Genomic DNA, 18,840 nt, shown 5'->3' with positions numbered 1-18,840 from the left:
ATTCCCGCATAAATCTTGCACGCGCCGATTTGAGCCACAGCTTGCGGGCGCGATAAAAATGCAGCTAAAGCGACGGTCGGTAGGACCGCCCCAGCTTCGCTGCGGCGGTTTTTTTGTTTTGGGCCGAAAGGGATTGGGGAGTGGTTCCCCTGGCGAAAGCCGAACGAACCCGCGGGGATTTGAGGGGCAGCTTGCACCGCGACACCAAACGCTAAAGCGTCCGAGTTTTCGGAGCCCCAATACCCAGTGACCCTTAGGAGGGCCCGAACCATGACCGTCAATTACCAGGATCGCTTCATCGCCGCCCAAACCCAGTTGCGGGACAAGCCCAACGAAGCCTTGCAGGTCTTCTCGGCGCTGACGCATTTGACGGGCGGGCTCTGCAGCGAAGCCCAGATCCGCGATTTCCACCTGACGACCGACAAGCCCTCGAGCCTCGCCGGCACCGCGCTGGGCGAGGATGCCGGCCCCGACCCGGCCGAACTGGTGCTGGCGGCGCTGGGCGCTTGCCAGGAAGCCACCTACCGCCTCTATGCCGACACGCTGGGAATCCCGCTGAGCAACGTCTCCGTGAAGGTCACGGGGCGCATCGACCTGCGCGGGCTCTTCGCCGTCGCCGACGGCGTGCGTCCCGGCTTCCGCGATATTCGCGCCGTGGTGACCATCGACAGCCCGGCCTCGATCGAGGATATCGAGCGGCTCAAGGTGACGGTCGACCGGCATAGCCCGGTCCTCGACATGCTGCGCAACGTGACCCCGGTCCAGACCAGCCTCGATCTCGTCAACCGGGCGGCACGGCCCGCGGCCGCGTGATAGGCTGAGCCATCCGATTGCAGGGAGGATGACCATGCCGACAAACAGCAAGCACCCCGAGACGCTGGTGCTGCATGCGGGCAACTACCGCAGCGACCCCGCCACCAATGCGGTGGCGGTGCCGATCTATCAGACAACGTCCTATCAGTTCCAGAGTTCCGAGCATGCGGCCAACCTGTTCGGCCTCAAGGAATTCGGGAACATCTATACCCGCATCATGAATCCGACCAATGCGGTGCTCGAGGAACGGGTGGCAGCGCTCGAGGGCGGCGTTGCCGCGCTCGCGGTCTCTTCCGGCCAGGCAGCGTCGGCCTTCTCGATCCAGAACATCGCCAAGGCCGGCGACAATTTTGTCGCCTCGACCGACCTCTATGGCGGCACCTGGAACCTCTTCGCCAACACGCTGAAGGAGCAAGGCCTGGAAGCGCGGTTCGTCGATCCGTCGGATCCAGAGAATTTCCGCCGCGCCACCGACGCCAAGACCCGCGCCTACTACGCCGAGACGCTGCCCAATCCCAAGCTGCATATCTTCCCGATCAAGGAAGTGGCCGATATCGGGCGCTCGCTCGGCGTGCCGCTGATCATGGACAACACCGCGGCGCCCGTGCTGTGCAAGCCGTTCGACCATGGCGCGGCGATCGTCGTCTACTCGACCACGAAATATATCGGCGGCCACGGCACCTCGATCGGCGGCCTGATCGTCGATGGCGGCAATTTCGACTGGGAGAAACATGCCGACCGCTTCCCCGGCCTGAACCAGCCCGATCCGAGCTATCACGGCGCGGTCTGGACGCAAGCCGTGAAGGCACTGGGGCCCATCGCCTATATCATCAAGGCGCGCGTCACGCTGCTGCGCGACCTCGGCTCCTCGATGAGCCCCTTCAACGCCTTCCTCTTCATCCAGGGGCTCGAGACCCTGCCCTTGCGCATGCGCCAGCATTGCGAGAACGCGATCAAGACGGCGGGCTGGCTGAAGAAACATCCGGCCGTGACCAAGGTCATCTTCCCGAGCTTCCAGACGGGCGAGACCAAGCGCCGGGCCGACACCTATCTCAAGGGCGGTTATGGCGCGCTCCTGGGCTTCGAGCTCAAGGACGGCAAGGAGGCCGGGCGCAAATTCATCGACGCGCTCCAGCTCTTCTATCACGTCGCCAATATCGGCGACGCGCGCAGCCTCGCCATCCATCCGGCGACGACCACCCATTCGCAGCTGACGCCGGAAGAGCAGATCAAGACCGGTGTGACCGACGGCTATGTCCGCCTGGCGCTCGGGCTCGAGCATATCGACGATATCCTGGGCGATCTCGACCAGGCGCTCGAAGCGGCGACCGGAGTCAAGCGCGCAGCTGAATAATCGCAACCTCTCCAGGCCCCCTCCCCTTGCGGGAGGGGGTAGGGGGAGGGGTCCGCGCGATGCCCATCGCGAAAACGCGATGCTGCAACAGCCCCCTCATCCAGCTTCGGGTAAGTTTCCGCTTCGCTACGACTAACCCCTGCGCAACCTTCTCCCCCACTTCGTGGTGGAGAAGAAAGAAGAGCGCCGCGTTCATCTCACGCCAATATCTCGATGCCGAAGCTGTCGCGGAATCCGCGGCGGCCGGCGGCGGTGATGACGAGGGCGCGGCTGTCGCGCTGCCGCTGCACCCAGCCGATCTCGAAGCAGCGCGAGCCGAGGGCGGCGCCCAGTGATCCTGCGAGATGCGGCCGGCGCTCGCTCCAATCGAGGCAGGAGCGTGCGAAGTGGCGCTTCTGGCAGGAGGCCGAGGCAATATCCACCCCAAGCTCGTCGAAGAAGGTCCGACCCCGGCGGCTGACCTGGTAGTCGGCGACGTCGGGATGGAGATGGCCCTGCGTCAGCAGCCGGTCCATGAGCGCGACGCCGAGCTTGCCGGCCAGGTGATCGTAGCAGGTCCGCGCCACGCGCAGCGCCTCCCCGCCGCGCGATGACGACGGCCGGCGGCGAGGCTGACGCTCGCCCAGCAGCACCATCATGCTCTCGATCGCGGAAGCCACCAGCGAGTTGGCGAGCCGGAAATAGCGAAACCGTCCTTGGGTGATGACGTCGAGCAGGCCGCCATCGACCAGCTTGGCGAGATGCTCGCTGGCGGTCGAGGCCGACACGCCCGCGACATGCGCGAGTTCTTTGGCGGTCAGCGCCCGCCCGTCCATCAGGGCCGCCAGAATGTTGGCGCGCGCCGGATCGCCCATCAGCGAGGCCACGCCAGCAAAGGAAGGTTCGCGAATGCCCATGGGCCAAGGCTAGGCCCGGCAGGCCACGGGCGCAACGGCCGATAGTTCGGCCGTGGCCGAAGCGTCCGTCGGGGACAGGGCCGCGCCGCCGAGCGCAATCTCCCGGCGCGAAAGTACCGCCACGGAGTGACCCGCCATGAATCCGGACGCATCGAAGCCGACGGCCAAGCCCATCGATTACCTGCTGCTGCTCTGCCTGGCGACATTGTGGGGCGCGTCCTACAGCCTCATCAAGGTCGGCGTCGAGACCATTCCGCCGATCACTTTTATCGCCGGGCGCACCGTCATCGCGGGCGCGCTTCTGCTGGCGGTCATGCGCATGCGCGGCATCACGATGCCGCGCGATCTCCGGACCTGGGCCCGCTTCCTGTTCCAGGCGCTGATGAACAGCGTGCTGCCCTTCACCCTCATCGCCTGGGCCGAGCAGACGATCGATGCCGGACTCGCGGCCATCCTCAACTCGATGACGCCGATCTTCACCTTCCTCTTGACCTGGCTGCTGATGCGCCCCGAGACCGCCCGCTTCCGGAAACTGATCGGCGTCGCGACCGGCTTTGCCGGCGTGACCCTGATCGTCGGTGTCGGCGCGCTGGAGGGCATCGGCCGCGATGTCGTCGCCGAACTCGCCGTGATCGCGGCGACCATCTGCTATGCCGGGGCTGCCATCTTCGGGCGGACATTCTCGAACCTCAGCCCCCTGGCGCCCGCCGCCGGGTCCCTCCTCTGCGGCGCGGTGGTGCTGGTGCCGGTCAGCCTCATCGTCGATCGCCCTTGGACGCTCAGCCCGTCGACGCAGTCGCTGGAGGCGCTGGTCGGGCTGGCGGTCTGCTCGACCGCCCTCGCCTTCGTGATTTTCTTCCGGCTGATTCGCACCTTGGGATCCGTCGGCACCACGGCGCAGGCTTATCTGCGCGCGCCGATCGGCGTCGCCATCGGCGTCGTCACGCTGGGCGAGCAGCTCGCCTGGTCGTCGGGACTCGGGCTTCTGCTGGTCCTCGCCGGCGTCGCCGCCATGACGACGCAACGGCTTCCGTCCATCCGATCCATGCTAACGCGCCGTCCGACCGAAACGGCTCCAGCGAAGCAATGATCGGGAAGACCTGCTCGTTTGATCGGCGTTGAGTGCGATGCAGACCCGCGGTCGCGTCACCTTGTGCCGCCATCGCCTTCGTGATCGACTGCCGCCGCAACTGACAATCGAAAGCTCCCTGGCTCTCCATGATCGCAAGCTCGTCGCCGCAGCGCATGACCGGATGGGAATGGACGCTCCTGGGCCTGTTGTCGCTGGTCTGGGGCGGTTCCTTCTTCTTCAACCGAATCCTCGTTCTCGAGCTGCACCCCTTCACCATCGTGTTCGGCCGCGTCGCCATCGCAGCCCTGACGCTGCTGGCCGTGCTGCGGATCACGGGCCAGGCTCTCCCGCGCTCACGCGCACTGTGGCGCAGCTTCTTCATCATGGGGCTGCTCAACAATCTGCTCCCCTTCACCCTGATCGTCTGGGGCCAGACCCAGATCGCGAGCGGCCTCGCCGCGATCCTCAACGCCACCACGCCGCTCTTCACCGCACTCGTCGTCCATTATCTGGCGAAGGACGAACGCGAGCGGCTGACCGGAAACCGCCTTCTCGGCGTCGTCATCGGCTTCGTCGGAGTGGTACTGATCGTCGGTCCTGCGAGCCTCGCCGGGCTCGGACTCAATCTCATGGCCCAGCTCGCGGTGCTGGCCGCCGCGATCTCCTATGGTTTCGCCAATAATTTCGGCCGGCGCTTCCGGACCGCGGGCGTGCCGCCGCTGGTCGCGGCCGCGGGCCAGGTCTGCGCCACCTCGGTCATGTCGCTGCCGCTCATGCTCATCATCGACCGGCCCTGGGAGCTGACGGTCCTGCCCGGCGTCGCAACCTGGGCGGCCCTCCTCGGCCTCGGGCTTCTGAGCACGGCTTTGGCCTATGTGATCTTCTTTCGCCTGCTGTCCGGCGCCGGCGCCGTCAATGTCGCGCTGGTAACGCTGCTGGTCCCTGCCAGCGCGCTGATCCTCGGCGCCCTCGTCTTCGCCGAGCGGCTCGATTGGAACGAGCTGCTCGGCATGGCCGTGATTCTGGCCGGTCTGGTCGTCATCGATGGACGCGTGCTGGTGGCGCTGGCTCGGAGGCTGTGAAGGCCCTTCGCCGCAATGCGCTCAACCTCCAGGGTCTCGTCTTCCGGGCGCGATATGCGCCGGCGACAGATGCCCGTCAGGTTCACGGTCGTTTAATCGAGAAAGCCGGTATAGATATTTCCGGGCAGCGGCTCATGGAGTCGCGCGACCGCGAGTCATAGTCCGCGTATAGGGAAGAACTTATTGACGCCCACCGAAGCACTGCGGAACGACAAGGGCGCGTCGTCTGGCCGCGTGGAGACGATCGGCATTGCTACGGCCATTGCCGTGGCCCTGGCGCTGGCGGCCTGCCATGTCCTCCTGGCGGTCCGCGCCGAACTCCATCCCACCGAGGCCTATTACTGGCTCTGGTCGCGTTATCCGGCGATCTCCTATTACGACCATCCGCCGATGGTCGCTTGGTGGATCTGGGCGGGGACCCAGATCTTCGGTACGACCACGCTTGGCATCCGCATCGCGTCCATCCTTTCGGTGCTCGCGACTTCTGCTGCCCTCTATGCCACGGGTCGCGTTCTCTTCGAGCCCGCCATCGCCGCCCGCGCGGCCCTCTGGTCCAACGTCACGCTGCTGGCAGCCGTGGGCGGTTTCGTGGCGACACCGGATGCGCCTTCCACCTTCTTCTGGGCGCTCAGCTTCCTGTGTCTTGCCATCGTCTTCAGGACGGGGCGCGGCGCCTGGTGGCTTGCCGTCGGGCTCTTCGCCGGCCTCGGGGCGATGTCCAAATACACCGACCTATTTCTGGGCCTCGGTATCCTGCTGGCGCTCGTCATCGACCGCGACCTGCGCCGCTGGTTCGCGAGCCCATGGCTCTGGGCGGGCGGCGCGTTGGCGCTCATCGCGTTCTCGCCGGTACTCCTGTGGAACCACGAGCATGGCTGGGCGAGTTTCGGGTTCCAGTTCGGCCGATTGGCCGGCACGGGCTTCACGCCTTCGCATCTCGCGGAGTATGTCGGCGGCCAGATCGCGTTGCTCAATCCTTTCATTGCCGTTTTTGCCGCCTTAGCGATCCTCCTCTGGGTTCGCGGACCTGCGGTTCGTTGGCGCCGCGAGATCGGTTTCTCGCTCGCGACCGTCACGCCGCTGATCCTCTATATGCTGTTCCACGCCACTCATGATCGCGTCGATGGCGGCTGGCTCGCGCCTGCCTATCCAGCCGTGGCGCTGAGCGCCGCGGCCGCTGCCCAGTCTTTCGAAGGTTCGACGGCCTGGCCTGGCCTGTTGCGCTTCATGCGCCGAGCGGCGGCACCCGTCGGTATCGCAGCTGCGCTCGGCGTCCTCGGGCTTCTCTACAGCCCAGGAACAAGGATCGCGGGCCAATTCGGAAACTTGAGCGCATTCAGCGGCTGGTCTCACCTGGCCAGCGACGTCGACGAGATGAGGCGCAAGGCCGGCGCCAGTTGGATCGCCACGGACAACTACAGAACGGCCGCCCTGCTCTCTTTTTACCTGCTCGGCAACAACGTGACGGTCGAGCAGGTCAACGAGCGCATTCGCTATGTCTTCGCACCCTTGCCGGACGCATCGCTTCTGAAGGAGCCCGCTCTGCTCCTGCTGCGCGGCCGCTTGACGACCCCGACGGACTACACCCATTGCTTCGGGGTCACCGAAAAAATTGGCACCCTGGGACGCCAGGGCCGCGCAGGCAAGCTGCTGGAGCCCATCGATGCCTTTCGCGTCGATCAGCCGATCTCTTCCCTCTTCCAAACCGGCTGCGACGGCGGGCCATGATGCTGTCAGCCTGACGGCGAACTCGGCATCCTGGCCGCAGCCCGGCTCGTGGGCTCACTTGCCAGTGAAGACCGGCTTGCGCTTCTCTAGGAACGCCTTGGCCCCCTCCTCCTGGTCCGCGGTCGAGTAGCACAAGGCGAAGGCCTTGATCTCGGCCTGGAGGGCGGATTCGGTATCGGCGTCGACCGCGATGTTGAGCGAGGATTTGAGCTGGGCCAATGCGAAGGGGGCCAGCGCGCAGAGACTCTCGGCCAATACCGCCGCAGCCTTCCCGAGCTCCTCGGGCGCATGGACGGAGGCGACCAGGCCCAGCGTATAGGCGCGCTCGGCGGTGATCGGCTCGCCGGTCATGGTCATCATGCGCGCGACCGAGGAGCCGGCGATCTTGGTCAGCCGCACGGTGCCGCCGCCGCCCGGCAATATGCCGAGCTTGATCTCAGGCAGACCGAGCCGCGCGTTCGACGAGGCCAGGCGGATGTCGCAGGCGAGCGCCAGCTCCAGCCCGCCGCCGAGGCAGTAGCCATTGATGACCGCCACCACCGGCTTGGGCGCGGCCACCAGCGCGTCCGTGACCTTCTTGATGCGCGCTCCCAAGTTCAAGGCGTCGGCCGGCGAGGCGCCCCCGAATTCGGTGATGTCCGCCCCGGCGACGAAGGCCCGGTCGCCCTCGCCGGTCAGCATGATCACGCGCAGCGACTTGTCCGCCGAGAGCTGAAGGACGGCATCGAGAAGCTGCTTCACGACCGCCGCGTTGAGCGCGTTCAGCGCCTTGGGCCGCCGCACCGTGATCGTGCCGATGGCACCACTGATCTCGGCCGTTACCAAAATCTCCGTCATGGGATCCTCCTCCGCCCGTTTTCCAATGGCCCGGCTTTCAATGCACGCGCTCGATGAGCATGGCCAGGCCCTGGCCGCCGCCCATGCAGAGGGTGAGGATGGCCCGCCGCGCGCCCTGGTCCTCCAGGTGCTGCAGCGCCGTGAGCGCCATGCGCACGCCGGTCGCGCCCGGCGGATGGCCGAGGGAGATGCCGCCGCCATAGAGGTTGGTCGCGTCGCGCGGGATCCCGAGCTGGGCCTCGGCATGGAGATTGACCGAGGCGAAGGCCTCGTTGACCTCGAAATAGTCGATGTCCGAGACTTTGAGCTTCTGCTGCTCGAGCAGCTTCTTCGTAGCCGGGACGGGGCCGCAGCCCATGATGCGCGGCGGCACGCCGGCGATGGCATAATCGACCAGCCGCACCCGCGGCCGGACCCCGGCCTTCTCGGCGGCATCCCGCTCGGCGACGATGACGAAGGCGGCCCCATCGGTCACGCCGCTGGAATTGGCCGGCGTCACCTTGCCGCCCGCGCGGAAGATCGGCTTCATCGCCGCGATCTTCTCCATGGCGATGTCGGGCCGTGGGAACTCGTCGGCCGTCATGCGCCGCCGCCCCTTGCCGTCCGGCACCTCGATCGGCGCGATCTGCTTGGCGAGGAAGCCGCTGGCGGCCGCCGTACCGGCGCGGCGCTGGCTGCCGATCGCGTACTCGTCCATGGCCTCGCGCGTATATTGATAATCCTCGGCCAGGTTCTCCGCGGTCTCCCCCATCAGCTCGAGGCTGAGCGGATCGCGATAGGCCCAGTCGAGCGCGTCGACCATGGTCTGGGGGCCGCGCTTCGAGCCCCAGCGCGCCGAGGTGATGATGTAGGGCGCGCGCGAGAAATTCTCGCCGCCGCCGGCCAGCGCCACGCGGCCATGGCCGGCACCGATATGCTCGGCGGCCGAGATGATCGCCTGCAGGCCCGACCCGCAGGCGCGGTTGACGTTGAACGCGATCGAGCTCTCCAGCAGCCCCGCCTTGAGCGCGACGGCGCGGGCCGCGAGATAGCCCTCCTGGTCCACGGGCAGCACATTGCCCCAGACGAGCTGATCGACCTTCTCGGCGGCGAGTCCTGCCCCGTTCAGCGTCGCGCGCGCCGCATGGTTGCCCAGCTCAACCAGCGACACGTCCTTCAGCGACTTGCCGAAATCCCCGAAGGGCGTCCTCATTCCGCCGCACATCACGATTTCCATAGCCTTGCCTCCAGTTGAACTCGATGTCGGGTGGATGGCGCCGCCTCAGCGGGGCACCGGTTCGTCGGTTTCCAGGGCATGACGGAGCCGCACCATGCCCGCAAGCCAGCGGTCATAGTCCGCCGTCTTGCGCTTCATATAGTCGGCGACGACGGGGTGCGGCAGGATCAGGAACCGCTCGGCCTCAAGCCCTTCGATGACGCAGGCCGCGACCTCCTCGGCGCTCATGACGCCGTCGCGCGCCTGCGGGCCCGCCGGCAAAGAATGGAGCATGGGCGTATCCACGCCCTGGGGACAGAGCACCGAGACGCGGATGCTGTCGTCGCGATGGGCGATCGCCAGCGTCTCGGCGAATCCGATCGCCGCATGTTTCGTGGTGGCGTAGGCCGCACCGCCGATCTGGGACAGCAGGCCCGCCGCCGACGCGGTGTTGAGGAAATAGCCGCCGCCCCGCGCCGCCATGCGCGCGGTGAGCGCGCGCGCCGCATAGACATGGGCCATGACATTGACGCCCCAGCTTCGCATCCAGGCCGCGTTGGAGGCGCCGGTCGGGTCGCGCGGCGACGGATCGAAGGTGGCGATGCCGGCATTGGAGCAGAAGAGCGCGATCGGGCCGAAGCGGCTTTCGATGTCTTCGACCAGCCGGACGATCTGCGCCTCGTCGGAGACGTCGCATTTGACGGCAGCGCCAGCGATCTCGCCGGCCACGCGCCCGGCAGTGTCGAGGTCGAGATCGGCCACCACGACCTTGGCGGCGCCTTCCTGATGGAAGCGCCGGCAGAGCGCGCGGCCGATGCCGCTGGCCCCACCCGTCACCACCACGACCTTGCCCTCGACCTTCATCGATCGGCTTCCTCTCTCAAATGCCGCTGATCGTCGAGCCGCCATCGACGACGATGGTCTGGCCGGTGACGAACAGGCCGGCGCGCGAGGCGAGGAAAATGGCGGCACCGGCGATCTCGTCCGGCTCGCCGATGCGGCCCAGGGGCGTCGTGCCGGTATAGCGCGCGAGCATCTCGGGATTCTCCCAGAGGGCGCGGGCGAAATCGGTGCGGATCAGGCCCGGCGCGATGCAGTTGACACGGATGTTCTTCGGTCCGAGCTCGACCGCGAGGTTGCGGGCGAGCTGCATATCGGCCGCCTTGGAGATGTTGTAGGCGCCGATCACGGGCGATCCTTTCAGCCCGCCGATGGACGAGATGATGACGACCGCCCCGCCACCCTGGCGCTCCAGCTCGGGTGCCGCGAACTGGATCAGCCAGTTGTTGGCGATGACGTTGTTCTCGAGGATCTTGCGGAACTGCCCGTCATCGATCCCGGCCATGGGGCCGTAATAGGGGTTGGAGGCGGCATTGCAGACGACGATGTCGAGGCGGCCAAAGGTGGCCACGCTGCGCTCCACCAGCGCCTTGAGATCGTCCTTCGACGATATGTTGGCCGCAAGCGCGATGGCCCTCCGTTCGCCATGCCGGTTGTTGATCTCGTCGGCGACGGCGATGCAGGCCGGCTCCTTGCGCGACGAGATCACGACGGAGGCGCCGGCCTCGGCCATCCTCTCGGCGATCGCGCGGCCGATGCCGCGGGACGAGCCCGTGACGATCGCGACCCGGCCGGAAAGATCGAACAGCATGCCCCTGCCTCTCAGGACGAACGCGGCGTGCGCCAGCCAGGCTTGCCGCGCCCGCCGACGAGGCCGGCCCGCACGCGCTGCTTCAGCAAGGGCCGGGGCCGGAAGCGCTCGCCATAGGCCTCATGCATGATCTCCTGCGCCTGCAGGCAGAGGCTCGAGGTGGTGGCATCCATCAGCTCGAACGGCCCCATAGGATGGCCGAGGCCGAGCTTGCAGGCGGTGTCGATGTCCTCAGGAGTCGCCACGCCCTCCTCCACCAGCCTGACCGCCTCGATCATCAGCACATGCAGCAGCCGATTCACCGCGAAGCCCGGCACGTCCTTGATGGCAATCGGCGTCTTGCCGACCGCGCGGCAGAGGCGCATCGCCAGCTCCAGCGTGGCCGGCGATGTGTCGAAGCCAGGCATCACTTCCACCAGCTTCATGCGCGAGACCGGCGAGAAATAATGGGTTCCGATGAAGTTCGCGCGCCTTGTCGGCGAGACATGCGAGGCCAGCACCGAGATGGGGATGGTCGAGGTGTTGGTGGCGATCACGCAGGCCGGCGGGCAGATCCCATCCAGCTTGACGAAGACCTCGGCCTTGACCTCCTCGCGCTCGAACACCGCCTCGGTGACGAAGTTGCGATCCTTGAAACGGCCGAGATCGGTGGTCGTCGCGATCCGCTTCAGGGCAGCGCCCGTCTCGTCGGCCTTGTAGAATCCGCGGGCGACGCCTTTCTCGAGGATCTCGCCCAACCGGCCCATCGCCAGGGCCAGGCTCTCCTCCGTCCGGTCGCAGAGCAGCACCTCGTGCCCGGCGAGCGCGAAGACCAGCGCGATCTCGCGACCCATCAGCCCCGCGCCGACCACGCCGATCTTTTCCTGGGATGCCATTGCCGTCTTCTCCTTCGAAATGCTCATGAGCCGATATTGCGGGCCAGCTCCCAAGCCTGCTCTGCGATGGGGCGTGCCGCGCGGCCGACTTCGGCGGCGCGCGCACTCGCGGCGTTGCCCTCGACGGCCCGCTTGGCGATGCCCTGGATGATCGCGGCGATGCGGAACATGCTGTAGGCCATATAGAAACCCCAGACGGGAATGTCCTGCCGACCGGTCCGCTCGCAATAGCGCGCGACATAGGCCGCTTCGTCGGGAATGCCGAGGCCAGCCAGATCGACGCCGGCGAGGCCACGGAAGACGCCCGGCGAGATGCGCCAGGCCATGGCGTGATAGGCGAAGTCGCCCAGCGGATCGCCCAGGGTCGAGAGCTCCCAATCGAGAACCGCCACGACCCGCGGCTCGACGGGGTGGAAGATCAGATTATCCAGCCGGTAGTCGCCATGAACGATGCCGGAGCCGCTTTGCGCCGGGGCGTTGCGCGGCAGCCACTCGATCAGCCGGTCCATCGCGACGATTTCTTCGGTCTGCGATGCCTGATATTGCTTCGACCAGCGGGCGATCTGCCGCTCCAGGAAATTGCCGGGGCGCCCATAATCGCCGAGACCGACCGCAGCCGGGTCGACCTGGTGGAGGCGCGCGATCGTCTCGTTCATGGAATCATAGATCGCCGCGCGTTCCTCGCGCGTCAGGTCCGGCAGCTTCTGGTCCCAGAAGATCCGTCCCTCGACGAAATCCATGACATAGAACGGCGTGCCGATGATCGCCGGGTCGTCGCAATAGGCATGGGTTCGCGGCACCGGCACCCCGCTGCCACGCAACGCCGAAAGCACGCGGAACTCGCGGTCGACCGCATGGGCGCTGGGCAGCAGCGTTCCCGGCGGTTTGCGCCGCAGGACATAGTCGCCGGACGGGGACTCCAGGCGATAAGTGGGATTGGATTGGCCGCCCTCGAACCGGTGGATCCGCGCCGGCCCTCGGAACCCGGCGACATGGGTCGAGAGCCAGCTTTCCAGATTCGCCCATTCCGCGGGAACCGGCGATCCGGTCGCCTTCTGATCCGGCCCACTCACGAGATCATCCTCGCGCGCGCCGATGTCGGGAAGCGCTTCATCCCGCCGCATTGGATCGGTTGGAATGTTTCTTCAGCTCGATCCGGGCGATCTGGTTGCGATGGACCTCGTCCGGTCCGTCGGCCAGCCGCAAGAGGCGCGCCGTCGCATAGGCGGCCGCAAGGCCGAAATCATTGCTGGTGCCGCCACCGCCATGGGCCTGAATGGCCCAGTCGATGATCTGGCAGGCCATGTTCGGCACCGCGACCTTGATCATGGCGATCTCCGCCCGGGCCGCCTTGTTGCCCACCGTGTCCATCATGTAGGCGGCATTGAGCGTCAGCAGCCGCGCCTGCTCGATCATGATGCGGGATTCGGCGATCCGTTCCTGCGTCACCGTCTGTTCCGAGACCGGCTTGCCGAAGGCGACGCGCTGTGAGGTGCGGATGCACATCTTCTCGAGCGTCCGCTCGGCGAGACCGATCAGGCGCATGCAATGATGGATGCGCCCGGGCCCGAGGCGGCCTTGCGCGATCTCGAAGCCACGACCCTCGCCCAGCAGCATGTTCGAGGCCGGAACCCGCACATTCTCGAACAGCACTTCCGAGGCACGGTCCGGCACGCCATAGAAACCGAACACCGGCAGCGCTCTCACCACCGTCACGCCCGGCCTATCCATCGGCACCAGGATCATCGATTGCTGGCGGTGGCGGTCCGGATTGGCCGCGTCGGTCTTGCCCATGAAGATGCAGATCTTGCAGCGCGGATCGGTCGCGTTGGTGGTGTACCATTTGCGCCCATTGATGACATAGTCATCGCCGTCGCGGATGATCGAGCTTTCGATGTTGGTAGCGTCCGACGAGGCCACGGCTGGCTCGGTCATGGCGAAGCAGGAGCGGATCTCGCCCGCCAGGAGCGGCTTCAGCCAGCGCTCCTGCTGCGCGGGAGTTCCGTAACGCGCCAGCACCTCCATATTGCCGGTGTCGGGGGCCGAGCAGTTGAACAGCTCCGGCGCCAGATGCGAGCGCCCCATGATCTCGCAGAGCGGCGCATATTCGAGATTGGTGAGGCCGGCGCCATGCTCGCTCGCGGGCAGGAAGAGGTTCCACAAGCCCTCCTTCCGCGCCAGCAGCTTCAGCTCTTCCACCATCGGATAGACCTTCCAGGGGCCGAGCTCCTCCGCCTCGCGATAGAAGCGGGCTTCGTTGGGATAGACATGCCGGTCCATGAAGCCCTCGATGCGGGTCTTCAGGGCCTGAACCTTGTCGGATTTCTCGTAGAACATCGGCGTTATCGGCTCCCGTCTTTCCGCTGAAAGCGCGTCTCGTCCGGCCAGGGCCAGAGGACCCGCCGACGGCGCGGCCGTTTCAGCTCAGTGAATGGCCGCATACATGATCTTCTCTTCCGTCGCCTCGGAGGCCGACATTTCCTCCACGATCCTGCCGCCGCGCGCGATCAGGATCCGATCGGAAACCGAGAGAATCTCCGGCAGATAGGAAGAGATAACGACCACGGCCTTGCCCTGCGCGGCGAGCGCGCGGATTGCCGCATGGATCTGCGGGATCGCACCCACATCGACGCCGCGCGTGGGCTCGTCGAAGATCACCACCGAAGGCTCCTGCGCCAGCGACTTGGCGACCACCACCTTCTGCTGGTTGCCGCCGGAATATTCGATGATCCTCAGGCTGCGCTTCAAGGCCGATATGGCGAGCGTCTTGACCCAGCGATCCGCCACGGCCTTGCGCTCCTTCAGCGAATAGAGGAAGCGCCTGCCCTTGGGCGAGGCCAGATAGCCCAGATAGATGTTGTCGTCGGCGGTCATGGTCTCGAAGAAGCCGTCCAGCTTGCGATCCTCGGTAATATAGACGATGCCGTCGCGAACCGCCTGGCGCGGGACGCGATAGCGTACCGGCTTGCCGTTGAGATAGATCAAGCCGCCGCGCAGAAAGTTGCGTTTGCGCGCGCCGCAGATGATATGCGCCACCTCGGTCCGGCCGGCACCGACCAGCCCCGCCATGCCGACCACCTCGCCGGCATAGACCGAGAAGGACATGTTCTTCACCACGCTGCCCATAGTGACGTTCTCGACCGCCAGCACCTGCCGGCGTTCCTTGGGCTTTGCCGGAGCCGCCGCCGGCGCCTCGCCGCCCTCCTCATGATCGGCATAATAGGTCGCTCCGATGTCGCGCCCAACCATCATCCGGACGATCTGGGCACGGTCGAGCCCGGCGGCGGCGCTCGTGCTGACCAGCTTGCCGTCGCGCAGCACCGTGATGCGGTCCGCGATCTTCAGCGCCTCCTCCAGCGCATGCGAGATGAAGATGATGCCGACGCCCTTGGTTCGCAGGCTGTTGAGGAGATGGAAGAGATGCTGGATCTCCTCCGGCGTCAAGCTGGCCGTCGGTTCGTCGAAGATGAGGACGCGTGCATTGCGGCGGACCGCGCGGGCGATCTCCACCATCTGTCGCTTGGCGGTGCCCAGCGTTTCCACCAGGGCCAGGGGATCGACGTTGAAATTGAGCGCCTGCTGCGACTGCTGGGCTGCGATGTTGATCTTGCGATAGACGGTGACGAGATCCTCTCGGCCCAGCTCGAGATTCTGGGCGACGGTCATGGAGGGGACGAGGCTGGTCTCCTGATAGACCATGGCCACGCCCGCCTTGAGCGCCTCGCCCGGCGAGGCGAAGGACACCTTCTCGCCACCCAGGAAGTAATCGCCCGACGTCAGCTCGATCGCACCGGCGATGGCCTTGCAGAGCGTCGATTTGCCGGCGCCGTTCTCGCCCAGGAGCGCATGAATCTCGCCCGGTCGCAGATCGAAATTGACGCCATCGATCGCATGGACGCCGCCATAGACCTTGCTGCCATTGACGACGCGCAGCACCGGTTCGGCCGACGACATGTTCATGCCGCCGCTCCTTCCCCGGCGGACGTCAGGGGCACCGAGGCGAGCTTGCCATGGCCCTTCGAGACCGCAATCAGGGCCGCACCGACTTCCGCCACCGCGGTGATGCCGTGCAGGCTGCCGGAGACCCGGCTATGCAGGCTCTCGGCAGCCGAGCCGTCGGGTTCGAGGCGCGCGACCAGGCCGTAGGACCGCGCCGGCGCCCAGGGCTTCTGGATTCCGAGCTTCTTGATCCGCCCGATCTGGGTGGGCTCGCGATAATCGAGCCGGCCGCCGAGCGACGGGCCGATCCACAGATCCGGCTCGACCTGCGCCATCATCTTCATGCGGAAGGCGGGCTCTCGCAGGATGAATTCCGTGAGCTGCGTGCGCAGCGCGAAGAAGGCGACCCAGTATCCGCCCTTGCTGCTGCGGGCGATGCGGCAGGGATAGCCGACGAAGTTCTTGACCAGCACATGAACGGCGCCGTCCTCGCGGGCGACCGCGGACAGGCGGTGCGACCAGGCTTCGGCGAGCAGGACTTCGCTCTCGTCATGGCTGACCGCCACGCCCGCCGGCCAAGACAGGCCGTCGCAAAGAACGCGCGCGCCCGAAAGATCGGCCGCGCAGGCGACGAGCCGGCCGGATCCTGCGCGGTTCTGCATCAGATCGACCAGCCATTGGCTCGTGCTGTTGCGGCGCGATCCATCGGTTGCGTAGATCGTGCCGTCGGAAGCGACAGCGATGGCGGTGACGCAGCCCAGGGCGACGCCACCCGCCGTCTCGAGCTGTGCAACACGCTTTCCCTGGCGGTCGAAGGCCTGGATGCCGCGGCCTTCGACCGCGACCAGCAGCAGGCCTGACAGTGTCCAGGCGAGCGCCCCCGCCGGCGCCTCGGTCCGCTGAAAGATGTCATGGGTCTCCGAGCGCGGGCCCGAGCAAACATGAACCGCGTTGCCGGCGGAGACATAGAGCCGTCCGTCCGGGCCCAGCGCAATCGAGTCCGGCGCTTGGAACGAGGTCAGCAGCTCGGCCTGCTCCAGCCGCTGATTGGGTGAGAAGCCGCCATCGAGCACCGGGATCGCATGGACGTCGCGGCCCGGGAAGAAGATGCGGTCGATGATGTCACGCGCCAGCGACATGCTCCGCCCTCCTTTCCGCCACCGTTTCCTTCCGGCCTGATGTCCTGCTCTTCGAGCCCCAATAGGACTCCCAACTGGTCCAGCTCTGGTCGACATTGGGCAGCTTCAGCCGGCCGATGCGGTTGTTCTCGAGCCCGCCGATATAGAGATAGCCCTTATGCTCGCGCATCGAGGTGATCGTCGGATGCGCCTGGGCGCCGGGATCCCACAGCGACTCCAGCACCTCGCCCTTGTCGTTGAACTTGATCACGCAGCCATAATTGATGCCGGGGCAGAGCCATTCATCGGGCGGGATCTGCTTGACCATGCGCACGCGGAAGGCCGGGTCGGCCATGGCGAGGTCATAGACCGGCGAACGCAAGCCCACGAAGGCGAGCCAATAGGTGCCGTCCGAGGCGCGATTGATGTTGTCGGGATATCCTGGAAGATTGTCGACCAGGATCTCCAACTGCCCCGTCTTGGCGCCTGCGATCCAGTAGCGATAGATCTTGCAGAGCCAGGTGCTGGCCCAGAGCACGGACTGCCCGTCATGGGCGATGCAGACACCGTTGGGAAAAGCCAGGTTCTTGAGGATCGTCCGCGTCTTCCCCGTCGCCGGGTCGTGGCAGATGAGGCGGCCATTGCCGCGGCCCTCGAAACCGTCGAGCGCCCAGTCCGAAAGATCGTAGCGGGTCGTCGCGTCGCTGAAATAGATCTTGCCGTCGGGCGCGACATCGAGATCGTCCGCCAGCCAGAGCCGGGAGTCGTCCTTGAAGCGATACCAGGTCCGGTTGGTCTCGTCGGTCACCTTGAAGACGGTGCGGTCCGGCCTCACGCCATAGACGCCCATGGCCGCGACGCAGACCAGCAGGTTCTCCTCGCGGTCGAAGGCGAGCCCCAGCGGGCGCCCGCCGATGCGCGCGAACTCCTCGCGGGTCTCATAGTCCGGTGCGAGGAAGCGGATGATCGAGCCGTTGCGGTTGACCGTGTAGAGATTGTCGCGCCGGTCGAGGATGACGTCCTCCGGCCCCTCGATGCGGTTGAGCGCGATGGCTTCCACGGACTTGAGCCGGTCGTTCTCCGCATAAATGCTGCCGCTGCCACGCTCGATCGAGGGCGGCGACGGGAAATCGACCAGGCTGGGGCTGACATAGATCTTCTGCAGGATCTTGCCCTTGTTCTTGACGAACTTGACGTTGAAGCCCACGGCCGCCAGCAGGATGAAGCCGATCGCGGCCGAGGTCAGGCTGCCATGCGTGCCCAGCTGCACCAGACCGTTGATCAGCAGGAAGATGATGGCGGCGCCCATCAGGGCGCGGCTGATGGTGCCGCGGCCGCCGCTGAGGCTGATGCCGCCGACGACCGCGGCCGCCAGCGCATTGACCTCCCAGCCCACGCCCGTGTCGGTGCCGGCGCTGTTCTGCCGCGCCGCGTAGAGCAGGCCGGCGAAGGCCGTCAGCATCCCGGCCAGCACATAGGCCATGAAGAGCGAGAACTTCACATTGATACCGGCATGGCGCGCGGCCTTGCGGCTCGAGCCGACCGCCATGATGTGAACGCCCGAGCGGATGCGGGTCAGATAGAGATGCGCCGCCACGCCGATGACGATCAGGCAGACCATGTTGAACGGAACGCCGAGGAAGGAACCGATGCCGATATAGTCCCAGGCCGGGCTGTCGGCATAGCCGCTGGCGAGCTCGTCGGTGAAGGCCGCCGTCAGCTTGTTGTAGCCGGCGCGCACGACGATGAGGACGACCATGGTCGTCAGGAAGGGCCGGGTCTTGGCATAGGCGATGAGCCCGCCATTGATGGCGCCGATGACGGCCCCCCAGGCGAGCACGCCCAGCACAGCCACGGGAAAGGGCAGGCCCAGGATCTGCAGCAGATAGAGGGCGACGAAGTTCGCCATCGCGAAGACCGCGCCCACCGACAGGTCGATGCCCCCGGACAGGATCGTGATCGCCATCGCCATGGCGACGAAGGCCTGTTCGGGGAAGCTGCGCATCAGCTGCTGGAGCTGGATGAGCGAGGTGTAGCCGGGAATGGCCACCATGAAGCAGACGAACACCACGCACATCAACACGAATGGAACGATCGGTTCCATCCACCGCTTCTCGAGAAGCTCGCTCAGAAGCAGCTGAGGCGAATGCCGGTACCAGAAGCGCCGCAAGGTGTCCATTCAGCGTCCATTCGTTCGTCGGAAGACACTCATTCGTCGGAAGGACCGGCGCCCGCCCGCATCGGGACGGGCGCCGGCCGAAACGCAACGTCGAGAGGCGG

The 18,840-nt window shown here is 66.3% G+C and carries 16 protein-coding genes and 1 riboswitch; of the genes, 5 read left to right on the top strand and 11 right to left on the bottom strand.

Annotation, left to right across the window (positions count from 1 at the left end):
- Positions 1–11 precede the first annotated feature (11 nt).
- Positions 12–89, top strand: a riboswitch (SAM riboswitch).
- A gap of 181 nt (positions 90–270) precedes the next feature.
- Both ACREE8_RS25480 and ACREE8_RS25475 read left to right on the top strand, forming a co-directional pair.
- Positions 271–813, top strand: a complete 543-nt coding sequence (locus ACREE8_RS25480) for an OsmC family protein (protein WP_431575833.1) — start codon at positions 271–273, stop codon at positions 811–813.
- A gap of 34 nt (positions 814–847) precedes the next feature.
- Positions 848–2,167 carry an O-acetylhomoserine aminocarboxypropyltransferase/cysteine synthase family protein gene (locus ACREE8_RS25475; RefSeq protein WP_431575832.1) on the top strand — a complete coding sequence of 440 codons (1,320 nt, stop codon included), beginning with the start codon at positions 848–850 and terminating at the stop codon, positions 2,165–2,167.
- A gap of 197 nt (positions 2,168–2,364) precedes the next feature.
- Here ACREE8_RS25475 and ACREE8_RS25470 read toward each other — a convergent pair whose 3' ends face one another.
- Complete coding sequence (locus ACREE8_RS25470; RefSeq protein WP_431575831.1) at positions 2,365–3,063, bottom strand: ArsR/SmtB family transcription factor; 699 nt, start codon at positions 3,061–3,063, stop codon at positions 2,365–2,367.
- A 136-nt stretch (positions 3,064–3,199) separates the two neighbouring features.
- On the opposite strand from ACREE8_RS25470, the gene ACREE8_RS25465 reads away from it, so the two are divergent.
- The 3 genes from ACREE8_RS25465 (at position 3,200) to ACREE8_RS25455 (ending at position 6,945) form a co-directional block, all read left to right on the top strand.
- Positions 3,200–4,153 (top strand): DMT family transporter, encoded by a 954-nt coding sequence (locus ACREE8_RS25465; protein WP_431575830.1) that lies wholly within the window; start codon positions 3,200–3,202, stop codon positions 4,151–4,153.
- 128 nt (positions 4,154–4,281) lie between these two features.
- Positions 4,282–5,217, top strand: coding sequence for a DMT family transporter (locus ACREE8_RS25460; protein ID WP_431575829.1), 936 nt, complete (start codon positions 4,282–4,284; stop codon positions 5,215–5,217).
- A gap of 183 nt (positions 5,218–5,400) precedes the next feature.
- On the top strand, positions 5,401–6,945 hold the full coding sequence (locus ACREE8_RS25455) for a glycosyltransferase family 39 protein (protein WP_431575828.1): 1,545 nt from the start codon (positions 5,401–5,403) through the stop codon (positions 6,943–6,945).
- Positions 6,946–6,999: 54 nt separating this feature from the next.
- Here the strand turns inward: ACREE8_RS25455 and ACREE8_RS25450 are convergent, their stop codons facing one another.
- The 10 genes from ACREE8_RS25450 to ACREE8_RS25405 form a co-directional block, all read right to left on the bottom strand.
- Positions 7,000–7,782, bottom strand: coding sequence for an enoyl-CoA hydratase/isomerase family protein (locus ACREE8_RS25450; protein WP_431575827.1), 783 nt, complete (start codon positions 7,780–7,782; stop codon positions 7,000–7,002).
- 37 nt (positions 7,783–7,819) lie between these two features.
- Positions 7,820–8,998, bottom strand: coding sequence for a thiolase family protein (locus ACREE8_RS25445; RefSeq protein ID WP_431575826.1), 1,179 nt, complete (start codon positions 8,996–8,998; stop codon positions 7,820–7,822).
- 45 nt (positions 8,999–9,043) lie between these two features.
- Positions 9,044–9,841 (bottom strand): SDR family oxidoreductase, encoded by a 798-nt coding sequence (locus ACREE8_RS25440; RefSeq protein ID WP_431575825.1) that lies wholly within the window; start codon positions 9,839–9,841, stop codon positions 9,044–9,046.
- Between the two features lie 16 nt (positions 9,842–9,857).
- Positions 9,858–10,628: an SDR family oxidoreductase gene (locus ACREE8_RS25435; protein ID WP_431575824.1), complete on the bottom strand. Its 771-nt coding sequence runs from the start codon at positions 10,626–10,628 to the stop codon at positions 9,858–9,860.
- A gap of 11 nt (positions 10,629–10,639) precedes the next feature.
- A complete protein-coding gene (locus tag ACREE8_RS25430; protein WP_431575823.1) occupies positions 10,640–11,503 on the bottom strand; it encodes a 3-hydroxyacyl-CoA dehydrogenase family protein in 864 nt (287 codons plus the stop codon).
- A 23-nt stretch (positions 11,504–11,526) separates the two neighbouring features.
- Entirely contained in the window at positions 11,527–12,576 is a 1,050-nt protein-coding gene (locus tag ACREE8_RS25425; RefSeq protein WP_431575822.1) for a phosphotransferase family protein, read from the bottom strand.
- A 37-nt stretch (positions 12,577–12,613) separates the two neighbouring features.
- Positions 12,614–13,840, bottom strand: coding sequence for an acyl-CoA dehydrogenase family protein (locus ACREE8_RS25420; RefSeq protein WP_431575821.1), 1,227 nt, complete (start codon positions 13,838–13,840; stop codon positions 12,614–12,616).
- An 87-nt stretch (positions 13,841–13,927) separates the two neighbouring features.
- Positions 13,928–15,463 carry a sugar ABC transporter ATP-binding protein gene (locus tag ACREE8_RS25415; RefSeq protein ID WP_431575820.1) on the bottom strand — a complete coding sequence of 512 codons (1,536 nt, stop codon included), beginning with the start codon at positions 15,461–15,463 and terminating at the stop codon, positions 13,928–13,930.
- Positions 15,460–16,581, bottom strand: coding sequence for an SMP-30/gluconolactonase/LRE family protein (locus ACREE8_RS25410; protein ID WP_431575819.1), 1,122 nt, complete (start codon positions 16,579–16,581; stop codon positions 15,460–15,462). The genes ACREE8_RS25415 and ACREE8_RS25410 overlap by 4 nt, the downstream gene beginning before the upstream one ends.
- Entirely contained in the window at positions 16,565–18,739 is a 2,175-nt protein-coding gene (locus ACREE8_RS25405) for an ABC transporter permease (protein WP_431575818.1), read from the bottom strand. The genes ACREE8_RS25410 and ACREE8_RS25405 overlap by 17 nt, the downstream gene beginning before the upstream one ends.
- Positions 18,740–18,840: the final 101 nt, after the last annotated feature.

Source organism: Hypericibacter sp., assembly GCF_050729195.1.
Classification (GTDB): domain Bacteria; phylum Pseudomonadota; class Alphaproteobacteria; order Dongiales; family Dongiaceae; genus Hypericibacter.
The sequence above is the reverse complement of the archived record's forward strand: the minus strand, read 5'-3'. Positions and strand labels throughout refer to the sequence as shown.

Coding starts and splice junctions, on each gene's coding strand:
- ACREE8_RS25475 (WP_431575832.1), top strand. CDS start 848: ATGCCGACAAACAGCAAGCACCCCGAGACGCTGGTGCTGCATGCGGGC.
- ACREE8_RS25460 (WP_431575829.1), top strand. CDS start 4,282: ATGATCGCAAGCTCGTCGCCGCAGCGCATGACCGGATGGGAATGGACG.
- ACREE8_RS25410 (WP_431575819.1), bottom strand. CDS start 16,581: ATGTCGCTGGCGCGTGACATCATCGACCGCATCTTCTTCCCGGGCCGC.
- ACREE8_RS25440 (WP_431575825.1), bottom strand. CDS start 9,841: ATGAAGGTCGAGGGCAAGGTCGTGGTGGTGACGGGTGGGGCCAGCGGC.
- ACREE8_RS25405 (WP_431575818.1), bottom strand. CDS start 18,739: ATGGACACCTTGCGGCGCTTCTGGTACCGGCATTCGCCTCAGCTGCTT.
- ACREE8_RS25470 (WP_431575831.1), bottom strand. CDS start 3,063: ATGGGCATTCGCGAACCTTCCTTTGCTGGCGTGGCCTCGCTGATGGGC.
- ACREE8_RS25435 (WP_431575824.1), bottom strand. CDS start 10,628: ATGCTGTTCGATCTTTCCGGCCGGGTCGCGATCGTCACGGGCTCGTCC.
- ACREE8_RS25430 (WP_431575823.1), bottom strand. CDS start 11,503: ATGGCATCCCAGGAAAAGATCGGCGTGGTCGGCGCGGGGCTGATGGGT.
- ACREE8_RS25420 (WP_431575821.1), bottom strand. CDS start 13,840: ATGTTCTACGAGAAATCCGACAAGGTTCAGGCCCTGAAGACCCGCATC.
- ACREE8_RS25450 (WP_431575827.1), bottom strand. CDS start 7,782: ATGACGGAGATTTTGGTAACGGCCGAGATCAGTGGTGCCATCGGCACG.
- ACREE8_RS25445 (WP_431575826.1), bottom strand. CDS start 8,998: ATGGAAATCGTGATGTGCGGCGGAATGAGGACGCCCTTCGGGGATTTC.
- ACREE8_RS25465 (WP_431575830.1), top strand. CDS start 3,200: ATGAATCCGGACGCATCGAAGCCGACGGCCAAGCCCATCGATTACCTG.
- ACREE8_RS25480 (WP_431575833.1), top strand. CDS start 271: ATGACCGTCAATTACCAGGATCGCTTCATCGCCGCCCAAACCCAGTTG.
- ACREE8_RS25415 (WP_431575820.1), bottom strand. CDS start 15,463: ATGAACATGTCGTCGGCCGAACCGGTGCTGCGCGTCGTCAATGGCAGC.